We start from the raw sequence: 17267 nt of genomic DNA, 5'->3' as shown, positions 1-17267 counted from the left end.
AGCACTACGCCGATGCGTGCGCCTTGGCCAGCCGGTCGACGGCTTCCGCGAGCGTCGCCTCGTCGGAGGTGGTGAAGCACAGCCGCATCGACTGGGTGTAGTCCGTGGAGACGGCGAAGGCATTGCCGGGGACGTACGCGACGCCCACGTCGAGCGCCCGGGACAGCAGGGCGGTGGTGTCGGTGCCGTCGGTGAAGTCGACCCACACGAACATGCCACCGGCGGCGTCGGTGCTGGAGACGCGGTCGCCGAAGCGGCCGCGCACGGCGTCGACGAGGGCCTTGGCGCGGGTGCCGTAGACCTGGCGGACCGAATCCACGTGGCCGGCAAGCCATTCGGTGTCGGCGAGCAGGTCCGCGGTGATCTGCTGGGTCAGCGCCGAACCGCACAGGTCCGCACCCTGCTTGAGCAGCTCCACGGCGCGGCACACCGGGGCGGGGGCGATCATCCAGCCCGCGCGCAACGTGGGGGCGAGGATCTTGGAGGCGCTGGAGAGGCGGATCACGTTGGGCGAGTGGGTCGCCACCGGCGCGGGCGAGGGCCGGTCGAACCAGAGCTCGCCGTACGGGTCGTCCTCGATGATCCAGAAGCCGTACTGCTCGGCAAGATTCGCCAGCTCGCGGCGGCGCTCGGGGCTCAGGGTGACCCCGCCCGGATTGTGGAAGTTGCTGACCGTGTGGACCACGGCCGGGCGCTCCCCCGCCGCCAGCAGCTCACGCAGGGCGTCCAGGCGCATGCCCTCGGAGTCCAGGGGCACGGCCATGATGCGCGCCCCGGCGGCCCGGAAGACCTGCAGCGCACCGACATACGCGGGATCCTCCACCACGACCAGCGCGCCCGGGTCCAGCAACACCTCCGACAGCAGCGAGAGCGCCTGCTGCGAGCCGTGGGTCACGAAGATCTCCTCGACCGGGACCGCGCGGCCCAGCCGGCCGGACTCGCGGGCGGCCAGCACCTCGCGCAGTGGGCCCCAGCCCGGGGACTCGGTGTACTGGAGCCGGGAGCGGTCGGACAGCGCCGCGTCGGCGGCTACCGCGATGCGGTCGCGGGGCATGAGTTCGGCGTCCGGCAAACCTCCGGCCAAGCTGATGATGTCCGCGCGCGAGGTGAGCTTGAGCAGGTCACGAATCGCCGAGCTCTGCAGGCCGTCGAGACGCCGCGCGAGGGGCGGGAAGGTCGCGGACATGGAAACACCTCCGAAGGCGATGCCGGGGTATGCGAAATTCCACCATGTCACACGGCTACCAGGATATGAAATCCCATTCCCGAATCATGGGACGATAGGTCCACTTCGGCGCCGGTGGACCGGCCCCGGCCCGCACAAGACGCCCAGGTCCGGCTACTCGATCGACATGATCAGGTGTTTACCGTCACGCACCGTGCTCATGATGTGCTCGGTGTAGACATCGGTGGTGCCGTCCGCGTGATGCTCGGTGATGTCCACGTCGTAGGACTCCGGGGCGACCTCGACGATCTTCAGGCAGTAGGTGGTGCCCGGCTTGAGCAGATCGATGCCCTTGTGCTGGATGACGTCGGCCGGCTGGACCGTCGTCGCCTCCGGCACCACGAACGTGCGCGCCTTCGCGCCGTTGCGGTCCACGTAGAAGGCGTGCTCGAAGCCGAGAATCGCGTCGACACCGCTGCCGGTGCCGCCCGCGCCGTTGCCGATGGTGAGCTTGCCGTCCCGCTTGGCCGGGCAGCTCAGTGCGGCGTCGGTCGCGGTGGGCGCGGCCGCGCCGGTGGTGGTGGCCCCGCCGGCCGCCGTGTCGTCCTTGCCGCGGGTGACCGCGAAGACCGCGGCGCCCGCCACCGCCAGCACCAGCACCGCCGCGCCAGCGATCAGGCCGATCCGGCGCCACGGCGGGCCCTCGGACTCCGGTTTGCGTTCCGGCACAGGAGTTTTCGGCGCCAGCGCCTTGGCGATCGGATCGTCCGCCCAGGACAGCGATTCCGCTTGGGCCGCAGCCGATTCCGATGGCGGCGCGGGCGGGAAGCCGCTGGGCGCGGAGCGCCACCAGGAATCCGCGGGCCCGTCCGGCTCGGCGGTCTCATCGCCGCCCGCCGAATTCCGTTCGGCGGCCGACGGATCGGCGGCGCGGGGCGTCGCCGCGTCCGTGGCTGCCGCTTGCGACCCGCCAGGCGGGATTCTCACGGTCTGTTCGACATCGGTGGTAATCGCGGGCTGCCCGGCGCCGTCCACAGCCGGATACTGGCCCGTGGACATGCCGGTGACGGGCGGGTACTGACCGGTGACCGGCTGCCACGCGTCGGGCGCGGGAAACTGCGGCGGCGCGCCCGCGGGCCGCCAGGACAGATCGGGACCCTGCGGAGCGGGCGCGGGACTCCAGCCCGGGGCGGCGGCGGTGGGCGCGGGACCGAAGTCGTTCAGCGACGGACCGAAATCATTGAGCGACGGACCGAAGTCATTGAGCGAGGGCCCGAACCCGGAATCCGGCGGCCCGGCCGATTCCGGCTGTCGGCCCTCGGATACCTGACGGTCGGCGGATTCGTCCTTGCCCGAAGCCATCACCCGTCCTTTCGCCACAGACGCGTGGGGCGGTCGCTCCCGACCGCCCCACGCGACAACGCTGCTCCCGCCGGCACCGTATCCGGTCCCTGAGGGACCTGTCAGTACTGAACCGAACCGCCCACCTGCGCGGTCACCCCGGCGACGTCGACCGATTGCGACGGCCGATCACCCTCGGGGAGCTTACCAATCTGGGCCGCGGCCTCCAGGACGGTAGCGCCGCCCGGCAGCAGGCGGATGAAGTTCTCGGCATCGGCCTTGGCCGCATTGGCCGCGGCGGTGTCGAGCACGAACTCCATCTTCTGGTCGTTGTCGGGACCATTGCCCGCGAACGCGGTCACCTTGATCTGGTTGACCTTGGTGAAGTCCAGCGACATGCCGGCCTCACCGAGGCCGCCCGGCGTGGTGTAGCCGATGGTGCCGACGTAACCGTCCAGGTTGCTGAAGTGGTGGGTGTTGGCGGCCCAGCCCGGCAGCACCGCGCCGCCGTCGAGGTTGACGCCGAGCTCGGTGTGCGGACCGGTCATCTCGACCACCGGCGCGGCCGGGGCGGTGTCCACCGCGGGCGACTGCCAGTGCGGCTGCTGCTGCGGGGTGACGGTCGGCTGGCCGGTCATGGTGTCCACGGCCGGGTCCTGGCTCGGGGTGGTGACGGCCGGCTGCGCGTTCTGGTCGTTCGGCTTCACCGGCTGGGCGCCCTGCTGCCCCGGCTGGGTCTGCTGGCCCGGTTGGGTCGGCTGCGGGGTGGTGACCGCGGGCTGGGCCTGGGTCGACTGACCCGGCACCGGCAGCGGCGCCACGCGCGGCACGGTCACACCCGGCTGCGAGGGCCGCAGCGACTTGGGCTGCGCGGGCTGCGGGTCGGTACCGGCCGGCTGCACGTTCGGATCGCTCTTGGGCGCGTTGGCGTCCGGCTTCGGGGTGGTGCCGTCCGGCTGGGTGGCGCCCTGCGGCTGACCCGAATCCGGCTTGGCCGCACCGTTGTCCGGTGCCGGGGTGTTCGGCGTGGTCGGGGTGGTGACGCCCGGCTGGCTCTGCTGCGGCTTGGTGGTGCCCGGCTGCACGTTCTCCGGCTTGGGCGCGGGCACGACCTGTGCCTTCGCGTCCGGGGCGGGCGACTCGGTGGGCGGCTGGGTGCCGTCGGGCTGTTGCTGATCGGCCGGGACCGCGCCCGGGTCGGCGGGGGCGGCGTTGGCGGGCGCGGACAGCAGCGACACCACCGCGGCCGCACCGGCCAGCGTCAGGGAGGTGCTCGCCTTGATCCGACTCGGCTTGCGGTGCTTCACGTTTCGCTCAATTCCTTCGTCCCTCGGCGGCACGATCGCTCCGGGCATCGAAGAGCCTCGCATCGGAGGGGAATTGAGAACCCCCCGTACGTAACGCTCGCGACCGCCCTGCCGATCGCTTCCGCCGCGAACTTAATCACAAGGGAGACAAGGCAGCAAGACGGGCCGGTAACAAAGGGGTCCGAAACGTATTGCGGCTAGTCCAGATCGTCGTGCCGCATGAGCTGACGCGCGGCCTCGGTGACCGATCCGGTGAGCGACGGATACACCGAAAACGTCTGGGCCAGATCATTCACCGTGAGGTTGTTCTGCACCGCCAGCGCGATCGGCAAGATCAGTTCGGAGGCGATGGGGGCCACGACGACACCACCGATCACCACGCCGGTGGCGGGGCGGCAGAAGATCTTCACGAAACCCCGTCGCAGGCCCGACATCTTGGCGCGCGGGTTGGTGTTCAGGGGCAGCATGACCGTACGGGCCGGGACCTCGCCATTGTCGATGGCGGTCTGCGAGACGCCGACGGTCGCGATCTCCGGGCGCGTGAACACGGCGGAGGCAACGGTCTTCAGGCGAATCGGCTGCACGCCCTCACCCAGCGCGTGGTACATGGCGATGCGGCCCTGCATGGCGGCCACCGATGCCAGCGGCAGCAGGCCGGTGCAGTCGCCGGCCGCGTAGACGCCGGGCGCGGTGGTCCGCGAAACCCGGTCCACCCGCAGGTATCCGCCCTTGTCCAGCTCGATCCCGAGCCGTTCCAGACCCAGCCCGGTGGTGTTCGGAATGGAACCGACGGTCATCAGCGCGTGGGTGCCGCTGATATTGCGGCCGTCGGACAGCTTCACCACGATGCCCTCGGCGGTGCGCTCCACCGCGTCGGCGCGGGCGTGCTTGACCAGCTCCACACCGCGCTCCGCCAGCGCATCCTCCAGCACCAGGGCGGCGTCGGCGTCCTCGCCGGGCAGCACGCGGTCGCGGCTCGAGACGAGTTTCACCTGCACGCCCATCTCGGTATAGGCGGAGACGAATTCGGCGCCGGTCACACCGGAACCGACGACCACCAGGGTCTCGGGCAGCTCCTTCAGGTCGTAGAGCTGACGCCAGTTCAGGATTCGCTCGCCGTCCGGTTCCGCGCCGGGCAGCACGCGCGGGCTGGCGCCGGTGGCGATGAGCACCACCTCGGCCTCGATGACCCGTTCCTGGCCGTCGGCGAGGGTGGCCTTGACCAGGTGGGTGGCCAGACCCTGGGCCTGGTCGATGAGTTCCCCGTAGCCGGACAGCACAGTCACGCCGGCGGTCTGCAGCTTGACGCGGATATCGGAGGACTGGGCCTGCGCGAGCGCCTTGACGCGGGAGTTCACCTCGGCCAGGCGCACCTGCGCCTGCGAGGGATGCACGGTGATGCCCAGGTCACGGGCGCGGCGCAGATCGGTGCGCACGCCGGTGGAAGCGATGAAGGTCTTGGACGGCACGCAGTCCCACAGCACGCACGCGCCGCCGATGCCGTCACTGTCGATCAATGTGACCGGCGCCCCGTGCTGTGCCGCCACCAGCGCCGCTTCATATCCGGCGGGGCCGCCACCGATGATCGCAATGCGGGTCATTGTTCCTCCGCTTTCAGGTCGGCACCCGGGATCTCCGGTGCCGGTCTCTAACGTTATCCCCGCAGCTACCTACAGCTTTAACCGCGTCTCCGGACAATTTTCACACTGTGGCGCATTCCATTCGGGGAGGCGGCGTGTCATGACGGGCGGACGCGCGAACTCGCCGTCACCCCAGGCAGAACCGGCATCGAGCGGGGCGAACGCGGCTTCCGGCGATTCCGCGGCAATCGATCGGGCCCGCGCGAACCGCCTTGTGATCGGGATCGGGGATGGTCTTCCGGGTTTGTTCGATAGGCTTTCCTGGTGCCGATTTACGCCGCCTATGGGTCCAACATGGATCCCGAGCAGATGCTCAAGCGCTGTCCGCACTCTCCGGTGTACGGAACCGGCTGGCTGGAGGGGTGGCGACTCACCTTCGCCGGCGACGACATCGGCTGGGAGGGACCGCTGGCGACGGTGGTCGAAGAAGCCGGGCAACGGGTCTTCGTGGTGCTCTACGACGTCCCCGGTGAGGACGAGCTGAGCCTCGACCGCTGGGAGGGGTCGGACTTCGGCATCCACAAGAAGATCCGCCTGCGCGTCACCCCGAACGCGGGCACCGGCAGCGAGCCGGTGCTGGCGTGGTTGTACGTCCTGGATGCCTACGAGGGCGGGCTACCCTCCGCGCGCTACCTGGGCGTCATCGCCGACGCCGCCGAGAAGGCCGGTGCGCCAAACGATTACACGCACGCGCTACGCACCCGCAACAGCAAGAACGTCGGCCCCGGCACCTTCGGGCCGTAGCGCGCGGCGCATCGGACGCGGTGCGACGGATCAGCGGGGCGGGGCCGGAAGATTCGGCGCGGCGCCGCTGTTACGGGAACCGGAAACGATCTCCGAACCGTCGAAAGAGTGAAGCCGATGCCCGCCACCCCCGTACCCGCCCCGATCGCCGAATTCCTGTCCCGCCCCAACCCGGCGATCTTCGCCTCGAATCGCCCGGACGGCCAGCCGGTTTCGGTCGCCACCTGGTATCTGTACGAGAACGGCCGAATCCTGGTGAACCTGGCCGACTTCCGTAAGCGCCTGGACTACCTGCGCGAGGATCCCCGCATCAGCCTCACCGTTCTCGACGGCGACAACTGGTACAGCCACGTCAGCATCCAGGGCCGCATCGTCTCCCTGGAGAACGACCCCGACTCCTCGGTCATCGACCGCATCGCCCAGCACTACATCGGCAGCGACTACGCCGTCCGCGACCAGAAGCGCGTCTCCGCCTGGATCGAGATCGACCGCTGGCACGCCTGGGGCGACATCGCCGGCAAGGTGAAGTAATTCCGCCGCAAGGCGAAGCAATTCCCCGAAACGTGAAGCCGGGCCGCACTTTTCAGTGCGGCCCGGCCTCGTTGTCTCTGGTCAGCCGGCGTTCAGCACGATGTTGGTGAAGACCCGGACTCCGGCGGCGAGGGCGCGCTCGTCGAGGTCGAAGGTGGCCTGGTGCAGGTCGAGTTGCTCGCCCTGACCGGACCAGACGCCGAGCCGGGCCATGGCGCCGGGAACCTCCTCCAGATACCAGGAGAAGTCCTCGCCGCCGCCGGACTGCGGGGTGTCGGCGAGGGCGTCGGGGTCGAGACCGCGGATGGCGTCCTCGAACATGCGCACGGCCTGCTCGTCGTTGACCACCGGCGGCACGCCGCGCTTGTAGTTGAGCTGGTAGCGGACGCCGGTGGGGGCCAGCAGGCCCTCGACGATCTCGCGGACCATGGGCTCGAGCAGCGACCAGGTGGCGTGATCGCCGGTGCGGACGGTGCCGGTGAGCATGCCGGTCTGCGGAATCGCATTGGGCGCCTTGCCCGCCGACACCGCGCCCCACACCATGACCGTGCTGGTGCGCGGGTCGATGCGGCGGGAGAGCAGGCCGGGCAGGCCGGTGATGACCGTGCCGATGGCGTAGACCAGGTCGCTGGTCAGGTGCGGGCGGGAGGTGTGGCCGCCGGGCGAGTCCAGCACCAGCTCCACGGTGTCGGCGGCGGAGGTGATCGGACCGACCCGGATGCCGACCCGGCCCACCTCCAGCCGCGGGTCGCAGTGCAGCGCGAACATGCGCGAGACGTCCTCCATGGCGCCCGCGGCGACCATGTCGATGGCGCCGCCGGGCATGACCTCCTCGGCGTGCTGGAACACCAGCCGCACGCCGACCGGCAAGTCCTCGATCTCGGCCAGCGCCAGCGCGGTGCCGAGCAGGATCGCGGTGTGCGCGTCGTGCCCGCAGGCGTGCGAGACGCCCGGCACGGTGGAGGCGAACGGCAGCCCGGTGTACTCCTGCAGCGGCAGCGCGTCCATGTCGGCGCGCAGGCCGATGCGCGGGCCGTCGGGGCCGATGTCACAGATCAGGCCGGTGCCGCTCGGCAGCGTGCGCGGCTCGAGCCCGGCCTTGACCAGCCATGACTCCACGAATTCGGTGGTACCGAACTCGGTCCGGGACAGCTCCGGGTTGGCGTGGATATGGCGACGCCACGTCGTGAGGTCGTCCATGTGCTCCGCGAGCCACGACTCCACTACCTCGTGCCCGGTCGCCGATTCCGTCGCGGCGCCGGCCGGCGTCTGCGTGTTGTTCACGCACGACGCCGCCAGTGGTCCGTTGACGCGCGCCGCGGACCGGCCGGTTGTGCTCACCGAATGTCCTCCTGTCGCTGAAACTGCCGTTGTATGACTCGTTCCGACAACCTGTCCCTGTGCAATTTGTCGCCTGCGATGTGTATCGCGGTGCGAGCCAGTGCCGTTGCCCCGTCCAGGACGGCGCGATCGGCCGACGCGTTCACGGCGGCAGCCGCGAACGCGGGCTGGTGGGTCACCGCACCGCCTGCATCGATGCCGATGACCGGGTGGATACCGGCGATGACATTGGTGACATTGCCCATATCGGTGCTGCCCAGCGGCCGTGCCGCCTCGAACTCCGGGGCGATCGGCTCGCGGCCGAGTGCGGTGATCTGCTCGCGATAGGCGCACAGCAGTGCGCTATCGGGAGTGAGCTCGGTGTATGTCGGCGCAAGCTTCCGGATTTCGTGTGTGCACCCGGTCGCCAGGGCACCTGCCTCGAAACATGCTGATGCTCGTTGCATCAGATCATCGAGGGTCGCGGAGTCGACCGCACGTAGGTAATACAGCAGTTCCGCGTGTCCGGGCACGATATTCGGGGCGACGCCGCCCGATCCGACTATACCGTGGAGTTGTTGTCCGGGCAGGAGATGTTGTCGTAGCAAACCTAGAGCAACTTGCGCGACGGTCACGGCATCGAGGGCGTTTCGCCCGTACTGCGGCGCGGCGCTGGCATGCGATTCCCGGCCGTGGAAAACCACCGACAAATCGGCGAGGGCCAGCGAATGCGCACCGGCGATATCCTCCGGACCCGGGTGCACCATCATGACCATGGCGACATCGTCGAAGACACCGCGCTCGAGCATGAGCACCTTGCCGCCGCCGGACTCCTCGGCGGGCGTGCCCAGCACCTTCACCGTGATGCCGCAGGCGTCGGCGACCGCGGCCAGGCCCAGCGCCGCGCCGACCCCGGCGGCGGCGATGATGTTGTGGCCGCAGGCGTGGCCGATTTCGGGGAGGGCGTCATATTCGGCACAAATGCCGACTACCAGGTCTCCGCTGCCGTATTCGGCGGTGAATGCGGTCGGCAGTTCCGCCACGCCCGATTCGATGCGAAATCCGCGTTCCCGCAACGGCTCGATTGTCTTTGCGACACTGCGGAATTCCTCGAAGGCCAGCTCGGGTTCCGCATGAATGTCGTGGGAGAGTGCGATCAGCTGATCGCGGTACCCGGCGACGGCCGCATCGGCCGCGGCGAGCAGGGCCGGATCCGCCGATGCCACGGCAGCATTCGAGGACGGCACAGACAAGTCGTGCCGACCGATCGGTACGCAGGATCTCCGGTCATCGCCGTTGCGCGATGGTGACATCCCAACAGTCTCGCACTGCCGCGCAACTCTGTCGCAGCAGGTAAGCCGGAAAATCTCCGGCAGAGTGCGGGACACGCAAAAATCATCGCGGCACGCTCAGCAATCAGTGGTTCGAGGGCGAGCCCTCGAACCCCCGCACAGCGGACGGAACGGACCTCTACGGATTGAAGGCCAGGTTCTCCGGGGTCGTCTCCACGGCCAGCCCGGCCAGCGCCTGCTGGTGCAGCGCGCGCTTGATGACCGGCAGGTTCGGCTTGCGGTTGCCCTTGAGCATGTCGGCCCGCGCGACTGCGGTGGCCAGCAACACATCCGCATCCGCCTTGGCGTCCACGATGCCCGCGGCGATGGCGTCATCGGCGGCGTAGCGGCGGCCGGTGGTCATGGCCTCCACCGCGACCTGATTGACCAGGCGATTGGTCAGCAGCGCGTTCATGGCGACGGTGAACGGCATGCCCAGGTGCACCTCGGGCAGGCACCAGAAGCCGCGGTCGGCGCGCATGATCCGGAAGTCGCAGGAGGTGGCGAGCATGGCGCCGGCGCCGAAGGCGTGGCCGTTCACCGCGGCGACCGTGGGCAGGCCGAAGGCCAGCAGGCGGCTGTAGAGCGAGTGCACGCGGTCGAGGTACCAGCAGTTCTTGTCGAAGTTGCCGAACAGCCAGTCGGTGTCGAGGCCGTTGGAGAAGAACTTGCCGTCGGCGGTGACCACCAGGGCGGCCGGGCCCTCGGACGCCTCGACCTCGTCGAGCAGCGCGTGGACCTCGGTGATCCAGTCGGGGTGGAAGCGGTTCTCGTTGTCGATGGCCTGTCCCTCGGTCCCGAGGTACAGCACGAACACATCCCCATCACGCTTCAAGTACGGCATGCGTGCAGCGTAGCGGGGGCGGGGCAGATACCTACCGACGGGTATTTATGCCGACGCGACGACTGATTTCGCGAGGATCGGGGTAATTCATCGGGTACGTCCGAAATCGGGTCGGCACCCGACCGCCGGCACGACTGCCGGCGGCACCCGAGCCGGGCGCAGAAATTGCGGGGAGGCGGTTCCGACAAAGGGGATGAAAAAGGCAGGTCGGGGACACACCCGGGGCGTACGAGATCACCTGGTACTAGGGTGGGCGACATGCTAGCCGAGAAGGCCATGGGCGGGGTTTCCGAACTAGCCGCCGAAGCCATTGCGCAACGAACGGGAGTGCAGCAGCACCGGATTGCCGTGGTGCTGGGGTCCGGCTGGCAGGAAGCTGCCGCCGAGATCGGCGAACCGGCCGCCTCCATTCCGATGGCCGAGGTGCCGGGATTCGGATCGCCCACCGCCCAGGGGCATCAGGGCACCATTCATTCCGTCACGGTCGGTGACGCGCCGGTGCTGCTGCTCATGGGCCGCCAGCATCTCTACGAGGGCCACGCGCCCGGCCAGGTCGTGCACAATGTGCGCACCGCACTGGCCGCCGGCGCGCAGACCGTGCTGCTCACCAATGCCGCGGGCGGGATTCGCGACGGGCTGTCGGTCGGCGAGGCGGTACTCATCTCCGACCACATCAACCTGACCGGGCGCACCCCCATCGAGGGCGCGAACTTCGTCGACCTGGTCGACGCCTGGGATCCCGAATTGCGGGCGCTGGCAAAGGAAATCGAGCCCGGCCTGACCGAGGGCGTGTACGCGGGCCTGACCGGGCCGCAGTACGAGACCCCCGCCGAGATCCGCATGCTGCGCACCATGGGCGCGGACCTGGTCGGCATGTCCACCGTGCTGGAGGCCATCGCCTGCCGCGAGGGCGGGGCCAAGGTGCTCGGCATCTCGCTGGTCACCAACCTGGCCGCCGGGGTCACCGGCGCGCACCTCTCGCACGCCGAGGTGCTGGCCGAAGGCCACGCCGCCGCACCGCGATTGGGCAAACTGCTGCGCGGCGTGCTGGAACGCCTCTAGGCGCGCGGGGATGCTGCGCTTCGGAACCGCCGGGCTGCGCGGTCCGCTCCAGGACGGCCCGGACGGCATGAACGTGGACACCGTCTCGCGGGCCTCCGCCGGGATCGCCGCCTGGCTGCGCGACCGCTGCCTGGGCGGCGGACTGGTGATCGTGGGTCGCGACGCCCGGCACGGCTCCGCCGAATTCGCCGCCGCGACGGCGGAAGTCTTTGCGGCGGCCGGTTTCTCGGTGCTGACACTCCCCTGCCCGCTGCCCACACCGGTGGTGGCCTTCGCGGTCCGCGAGCTGAAAGCCGTTGCCGGAGTACAGATAACCGCCTCCCACAACCCCGCCACCGACAACGGCTACAAGGTCTACCTCGACGGCGGCTCCCAGCTCATCCCACCCGCCGACGCCGAGATCGAGCGCTGCATCGACGCCGTCACCGGGCAGATCCCCCGCACCGATCCCGGACCGGCCGCCCCGGACCCGAGCATTCTCGGACTACCCGCGGGCACTCCCGCCGAAGAGTTGGGCGAGGAGATCGTCCGCCGCTATCTGGCCCGAGTCACCCTGCTGCCCAGCCTGATCGGCGGCGAGGCCCCGACCCGGCGGCGCAGTGAGATTCGAATCGCGCTGACCGCCATGCACGGGGTCGGCGGGGAGTTGGCGGTGGCCGCGCTCCGAGGTGCGGGGTTCGGCGACGTGCTGGTGGTCACCGAGCAGTTCGCGCCGGATCCGGATTTTCCGACGGTCGCGTTTCCGAATCCCGAGGAGCCGGGCGCGGCTGATCTGCTGCTGGGGCTGGCCGAACGACTGGACGCGGATATCGCCATCGCGCTCGATCCGGATGCGGATCGGTGCGCGCTCGGGGTGCGGGGACCGCACGGGTGGCGGATGCTGCGGGGCGACGAAACCGGGGTGCTGCTGGGCGATTTCGTGCTGCGGACGGCCGCGCCGGACTCCCTGGTGGCCACGACCATCGTGTCGTCGCGGCTGTTGAGCAAGCTGGCTCCGGCGCGCGGGGCGCGGTACGCGGAGACGCTGACCGGCTTCAAGTGGCTGGCCCGCGCGGGTGCGGGCCTGGTGTACGCGTACGAGGAGGCGATCGGCCACTGCGTGGACCCGGCCGCGGTGCGCGACAAGGACGGTATCTCCGCGGCGGTCGTCGCGGCGGATCTGGTGGCACAGGTGAAGGCGGAAGGGCGGACGCTGTTCGACGTCCTCGACGACTTCGCGGTCGAATTCGGTGTGCACGCCGGGGATCAGGTGTCGCTGCGACTGCCGGATGTGAGCGAGGCTGCGGCCGTGGTGGCCCGGCTGCGTGAGATGCCACCGACCGAGATCGCCGGGGAAGCGGTGGGCTGCACCGATATGGCGCGGCTGCGCGGGCAGATGCGTACCGACGCACTGGTTTTCGAGGGCCCGACACTACGCGTGGTGATCCGGCCGTCGGGTACCGAGCCGAAGCTCAAGTGCTATCTGGAGACGGTCGTGCCCGTGGCCGATCGGGACGGTCTCGCCGAAGCCAAGGCCGCTGCGGCGCAGCGGCTCTCCGAGATCCGGATGTTCTGCGAGAAGCTCTGAGCCCGGAAGCGGTTCAGCGCGGTCCGAATTGGCGATCGCCGGCGTCGCCGAGACCGGGGACGATATAGGCGTCGGAGTTGAGGCCGCGGTCCACCGAGGCGGTGACCAGGCGCACGGGATGACCCGACTTCTCCAGGGCGGCAATGCCTTCCGGCGCGGTGACCACGCACAGCACGGTGATGTCGCGAGCATTGCGGGTGGCCAGCAGGTCCAGGGTGTAGACCATGGAGCCGCCGGTGGCGAGCATGGGGTCGAGCACCATGACCGGGGTGCCGGACAGGTCGTCGGGTAGCGACTCCATGTACGGGGTCGGCTGATGCGTCTCTTCGTCGCGGGCCAGGCCCACGAACCCGATCCGGGCGTCCGGAATCAGGTTCTCCGCGGTCTCCACCATGCCCAGCCCCGCGCGCAGCACCGGAACCAGCAATGGCGGAGCATTCAGCCGCGTCCCCTCCGCCGCGGCCACCGGCGTGGCGATCGGGAATCGCTCCACCGAGGCGTCTCGCATGGCCTCATAGACCAGAATCCCGGTCAGGTCCCGGAGCGCGGCCCGGAATGTCGGATTGGTCGTCCGGGCATCTCGCATGGTGGTCAGCAAAGCGGCAGCGAGCGGATGGTCCACGACGAGTGTGCGCATACGAAAACCATAGGTCAGCACCGCCGTCCGCGATCCCCGCCCACCGGAATTCTTCCGCCCCGGGAACCGCCCGGCCCCGCCCCGCGTCCAACCCCGTGCAGCACACATCCATCCCGCGACCCGCATGAAGGGGGCATTCATGCACCGCCTCTCGATCCATCCCGACGGCCTCACCGCCTACGCGACGACCACCACCGTCCTCGGCGCAGATCTCGCGGCCGCCGCCGCGCATGCCGCCACCGCCGCCCCCGAACTACTCGTGCCCGCCTTCGGCCTCATCGGCGCCGACTTCCTCACCGCCTACGCCGCGGCGCACGGCACCCACGTGACCACTCTCGACGAGGTCTCGACGGCCCTCGCCGCCATGAGCGCCGCCACCGCCACCGCCACGGCCGCCTACACCGGCCACGACAGCGCGTATGCCGCGACGCTGGGCGCCGCCGGCGCGGAGTCGAGCGCGTGACAGCCGCACCCGAGATCCGCTGGGCGGCAAGGCAGCGCGGCGGGGTGGATCGAAAAGGATTGCGGTGCGGGAGGACTCGGGCGGGAGTGGGCGGATGAGCGGGGAGCCGGCGGTCGGGGCGCTGGCGGAGCCGATCGTCGAGTTGCTGCGCAGCTTCGGGTCCGGGTCCGGCGGGGCCGCCGAGGTGCTGCGGGAGACGTCGGCTGCTGTGGAGCGGGTTCGCACCGAGAGCCGGGCGAGTGTCGACCGGATGTCCGACGCGTGGCGGGGGCGGGCCGGTGATGCGGCGGTGGACGAGGCGCTGCGGGTGCAGACCTCGGCCGCCATGGCGTCCGAGCGGGGGCGGGCGATGGCGGCGATCGTGGAGCGGGCGGATGCGGAGGTCGCCGCCGGGCGGCGGGAGGTGGAGGAGATTCTGCGTTCGTTCACGGTGGAGGTCGAGGCGATGGGTGCGGCCGGGTTCACCGCGGGTGGGGTCGCGGCCCTGGTGGAGTCGGCGATCGATCACATCGGGCAGGCCATGCGGGTGGTCGAGCGGGTGCGGGCCGAACTGGCTTCGGAGACTGCGCTCATGGCGGAGTTGGCGCTACCTGTCCCGGCGCCCGGCCAGGTGACACCCGAGTCGTCCGGACCGGGCGATGCGATGGTCGTACCGGCGGCGAGCGTTCCGGTGGACAGTGTGGCGCCGCAGGCCGGGGCGAGCCTCGCGGCCGCCGGGGGCGCGGTCGCGGCGGCCGGGGACACGCTGCTCGGGTCCGGGCTCTCGCCGGGCGGCCCGCACACCGGCCCGGCGGCGGTGACGACGCCGAAGACGCCTGATCACGGCCATGATTCGACGGTTACGCGGCCGCAAGGGGGTGGGGTGCGGGTGACGCTGCCGGATGGGAGCACCGTCGAAGCGCCGAATCAGCAGGCGGCGGATGCGGTTCGGAATGCGTTGAGTGCGGTGGGGACACCGTATGTGTGGGGTGGGGAGACGCCCGGGGCAGGGATGGATTGCAGCGGTCTGACCCAGTGGGCCTATGCGCAGGCGGGTGTCTCGCTGCCGCGGCTGGCGCAGGAGCAGGGGTACGGGCACCAGCGGGTCGGTCCAGGGGACTTGATGCCCGGTGATCTTGCGGTGTGGGACGGCCACGTTGCGATGGTGATCGGGAACGGGCAATTGGTGGAGGCGGGCGATCCGGTTCGGATCGGGCCGATCCGGACCGAGAACAGCGGGATGCGGTTCCTCGGTTTCTACCGGCCCACCGCCTAGGTACTACCGGCCCACAGCTATGGCATTCGGGCCACGAACAGGCGTTTCGAAGGGAGACAGGATGACGCGACCACAGGTTCCGGCGGTGACCGTCGCCGCGGCCACCAATCGATCCGGCACGGTGTCGGTGCGCGCCACCGATCAGGGCATGCCCGTGGAGATCCGGTTCGAGCGCGCTGAATACCGGTACGGCGCACCGGCTCTCGCCGCCGAGATGCTGCGGCTCACCCGGCGCTCGGCGATCGTGGCCCGGGCGCGGCGGCGCGAACAGCTGGCCGAGGCCGGCGTCCCGGAGGCGATGCTGGACCGGCTGGGCCTGCCCACCCGGCAGGCCGTGGTGGACGAGCTGGACCGGCTCGACGACGCCGATGCCGGACAGACCAGTTGGCTGCGGAACCGATGAGCGCCGAAATGGACGCACTGGTCAAGGGCGTCGACGACAAGCTGGAAGCACTCGAGGCCACGCTGCGCGGGCTGTCCCGGATAAGTGGCCGCTGCACGTCCGAGGACGGTGCGGTGACCGCCGAGGTCGATGGCGACGGCGCCCTGACCGGGCTGTGGCTGGCCGAGTCGGTGACCTCGCGCGCTCCCGCCGAGGTGTCGCGGCTGATCCTCTGGACGTGTCAGCGGGCGGCCGCCGAGGCGACCGCGCGGCGCTCCCGAATCATTGCCCGATTGAACGACTCAGTGTCCGGCGGAGACGCCTCCAGAAATGTTGGGGGGCGGCCCGGATAGTGCCTGACGCGGCGACTGGATAGGCTTCCGGTCATGGCTTCTGGAGACATCGTCCCGATCGCGCTCGGCCTGACCAAAGGCGATCTTGTCACCCTCTGGGCACCCCGCTGGCGAGACGGTGACGATGAGTGGCAGGCGTTCCTCGGTCACGAGGAAGACCTGTACGGATTCGAGTCCGTCGCGGAGCTGGCCGCGTTCATTCGCACCAACTCCGACAACGATCTGGTGGATCATCCGGCCTGGAAGATCATCGCCGGATTGTCGGCGGCCGAACTGGAGCCGGAGGAGCAGTACGTCTTCGATCTGGTCGGCGTGCCCGAACTGGCCGCGGACGACCCCGACCCGGAGGTGGTCTCCGAGCTCGAGGAGACCCTCGAGATGGTCCGCAATATCGGCGACGTGTGCGAACTCGACACCGTCACCAAGTTCTTCGGCTCGCACCCGGTGCTGGGCGCACTGGCCGGCGGCGTCGGCGCCTTCGCCGGGCGCGAGGGCGAGGAACTGTGGGACCAGATCGGCGCGGCCATCGCCAAGGATTGGGAAGCGGTCATCGACGCCATCGACTCGGTGGTGACGATTCCGGAGGTGGACGCCGACGCGGTCTCGGTCGCCGAGGCGGAACTGCTTGCGGCGCAGGAGAACATCGTCGACGCCGAGGACGCGGCCGAGAGCGATGACGACGAGATCGAGGCCGTCGACCTGGACGAGGACGACGAAGAGGACGAGGAGCTCTCGTTCTGGCACGAGGTCGGCATCGACCCGGTCAAGATCGTCACCTCCGACGGCACCGTCTTCACCCTGCGCTGTTACGTCGACGACGAGCCCATCTTCCTGGGCAAGGACGGCACCATCACGGTCTTCGGTTCCGAGCGCGCCCTGGCCCGCTACCTGGCCGACGACCACGACCACGACCTGGCCCGGGTGAGCACCTACGGCGAGGTGCAGACCGCCGCCGTGGACGGCTCCCTCGATGTCGAGGTCGACGAGGAGAACGTCTACGTCCTGCCCGGCCTGTCCGATGATCTGGCGGCCGGCCCCAAGTCCGTGGACACCGACCAGCTCGACCTGGCCGTCGAATTGTTCACCGACGCAGCCGATTACGCCGAGGACGACTCGGTCGAAGCGGCCCTGGCCGTGTCCACCCCGCTGGGCTGGTACGTCTCCTACCTGCTCAACCCCGACCCGACCCGGATGGCCCCGAATCCGCCGTTCGCGGCGGAAGCGGATGCCTGGAAGGTCCTGGAGTCCGCCTTCGAGGGACGCCTGCAGAAGGGCTGATCGGAGCCGCGATTCGGGCCGCACCTCCGGGTGCGGCCCGAATCGAT

General features: G+C 69.8%; 17 protein-coding genes. 9 read left to right on the top strand and 8 right to left on the bottom strand.

The annotated features are described in order from the left end of the window. Positions 1-4: 4 nt before the first annotated feature. The 4 genes from ACWEKS_RS02845 to ACWEKS_RS02830 form a co-directional block, all read right to left on the bottom strand. Positions 5-1186, bottom strand: coding sequence for an aminotransferase-like domain-containing protein (locus ACWEKS_RS02845; RefSeq protein WP_452338495.1), 1182 nt, complete (start codon positions 1184-1186; stop codon positions 5-7). A gap of 153 nt (positions 1187-1339) precedes the next feature. Next, on the bottom strand, positions 1340-2527 hold the full coding sequence (locus ACWEKS_RS02840; RefSeq protein ID WP_452338494.1) for a hypothetical protein: 1188 nt from the start codon (positions 2525-2527) through the stop codon (positions 1340-1342). 101 nt (positions 2528-2628) lie between these two features. Then, positions 2629-3813, bottom strand: a complete 1185-nt coding sequence (locus tag ACWEKS_RS02835; RefSeq protein WP_452338493.1) for a hypothetical protein — start codon at positions 3811-3813, stop codon at positions 2629-2631. 197 nt (positions 3814-4010) lie between these two features. Beyond that, positions 4011-5414: an NAD(P)H-quinone dehydrogenase gene (locus ACWEKS_RS02830; protein WP_452338492.1), complete on the bottom strand. Its 1404-nt coding sequence runs from the start codon at positions 5412-5414 to the stop codon at positions 4011-4013. Positions 5415-5717: 303 nt separating this feature from the next. On the opposite strand from ACWEKS_RS02830, the gene ACWEKS_RS02825 reads away from it, so the two are divergent. Together ACWEKS_RS02825 and ACWEKS_RS02820 are read left to right on the top strand one after the other, a co-directional pair. After that, positions 5718-6197, top strand: coding sequence for a gamma-glutamylcyclotransferase (locus ACWEKS_RS02825; RefSeq protein WP_356997244.1), 480 nt, complete (start codon positions 5718-5720; stop codon positions 6195-6197). A 117-nt stretch (positions 6198-6314) separates the two neighbouring features. Next, entirely contained in the window at positions 6315-6728 is a 414-nt protein-coding gene (locus tag ACWEKS_RS02820; RefSeq protein ID WP_379381939.1) for a PPOX class F420-dependent oxidoreductase, read from the top strand. A gap of 81 nt (positions 6729-6809) precedes the next feature. Here the strand turns inward: ACWEKS_RS02820 and ACWEKS_RS02815 are convergent, their stop codons facing one another. The 3 genes from ACWEKS_RS02815 to ACWEKS_RS02805 all read right to left on the bottom strand — a co-directional run bounded on the left by ACWEKS_RS02815 (position 6810) and on the right by ACWEKS_RS02805 (position 10223). Then, the gene (locus ACWEKS_RS02815) at positions 6810-7928 is read right to left on the bottom strand and encodes a M20 family metallopeptidase (protein ID WP_452338530.1); all 1119 of its coding nucleotides are present in this window, start codon (positions 7926-7928) and stop codon (positions 6810-6812) included. 137 nt (positions 7929-8065) lie between these two features. After that, a complete protein-coding gene (locus ACWEKS_RS02810) occupies positions 8066-9253 on the bottom strand; it encodes a M20 family metallopeptidase (protein ID WP_379394972.1) in 1188 nt (395 codons plus the stop codon). 265 nt (positions 9254-9518) lie between these two features. After that, the gene (locus ACWEKS_RS02805; RefSeq protein WP_452338491.1) at positions 9519-10223 is read right to left on the bottom strand and encodes an enoyl-CoA hydratase/isomerase family protein; all 705 of its coding nucleotides are present in this window, start codon (positions 10221-10223) and stop codon (positions 9519-9521) included. A gap of 258 nt (positions 10224-10481) precedes the next feature. Between ACWEKS_RS02805 and ACWEKS_RS02800 the strand changes: the two genes are divergently transcribed. Together ACWEKS_RS02800 and ACWEKS_RS02795 are read left to right on the top strand one after the other, a co-directional pair. Further along, on the top strand, positions 10482-11285 hold the full coding sequence (locus ACWEKS_RS02800) for a purine-nucleoside phosphorylase (protein WP_379394875.1): 804 nt from the start codon (positions 10482-10484) through the stop codon (positions 11283-11285). 10 nt (positions 11286-11295) lie between these two features. Further along, complete coding sequence (locus tag ACWEKS_RS02795; RefSeq protein ID WP_452338490.1) at positions 11296-12852, top strand: phospho-sugar mutase; 1557 nt, start codon at positions 11296-11298, stop codon at positions 12850-12852. Positions 12853-12865: 13 nt separating this feature from the next. Here ACWEKS_RS02795 and upp read toward each other — a convergent pair whose 3' ends face one another. Next, complete coding sequence (gene upp, locus ACWEKS_RS02790) at positions 12866-13489, bottom strand: uracil phosphoribosyltransferase (protein ID WP_452338489.1); 624 nt, start codon at positions 13487-13489, stop codon at positions 12866-12868. A gap of 139 nt (positions 13490-13628) precedes the next feature. On the opposite strand from upp, the gene ACWEKS_RS02785 reads away from it, so the two are divergent. The 5 genes from ACWEKS_RS02785 to ACWEKS_RS02765 all read left to right on the top strand — a co-directional run bounded on the left by ACWEKS_RS02785 (position 13629) and on the right by ACWEKS_RS02765 (position 17220). Continuing rightward, on the top strand, positions 13629-13952 hold the full coding sequence (locus ACWEKS_RS02785) for a type VII secretion target (protein ID WP_452338488.1): 324 nt from the start codon (positions 13629-13631) through the stop codon (positions 13950-13952). A 94-nt stretch (positions 13953-14046) separates the two neighbouring features. Then, on the top strand, positions 14047-15207 hold the full coding sequence (locus tag ACWEKS_RS02780) for an NlpC/P60 family protein (protein ID WP_452338487.1): 1161 nt from the start codon (positions 14047-14049) through the stop codon (positions 15205-15207). Positions 15208-15268: 61 nt separating this feature from the next. Beyond that, entirely contained in the window at positions 15269-15610 is a 342-nt protein-coding gene (locus ACWEKS_RS02775; RefSeq protein WP_452338486.1) for a hypothetical protein, read from the top strand. Further along, entirely contained in the window at positions 15607-15942 is a 336-nt protein-coding gene (locus tag ACWEKS_RS02770) for a YbaB/EbfC family nucleoid-associated protein (protein ID WP_452338485.1), read from the top strand. The genes ACWEKS_RS02775 and ACWEKS_RS02770 overlap by 4 nt, the downstream gene beginning before the upstream one ends. A gap of 33 nt (positions 15943-15975) precedes the next feature. Next, positions 15976-17220, top strand: a complete 1245-nt coding sequence (locus tag ACWEKS_RS02765; protein ID WP_452338484.1) for a primosomal protein — start codon at positions 15976-15978, stop codon at positions 17218-17220. Positions 17221-17267: the final 47 nt, after the last annotated feature.

It is taken from the genome of Nocardia sp. NPDC004711 (assembly GCF_053601595.1).
Note: the sequence above shows the minus strand (reverse complement) of the source record. Positions and strands in the feature narration are given on the sequence as shown.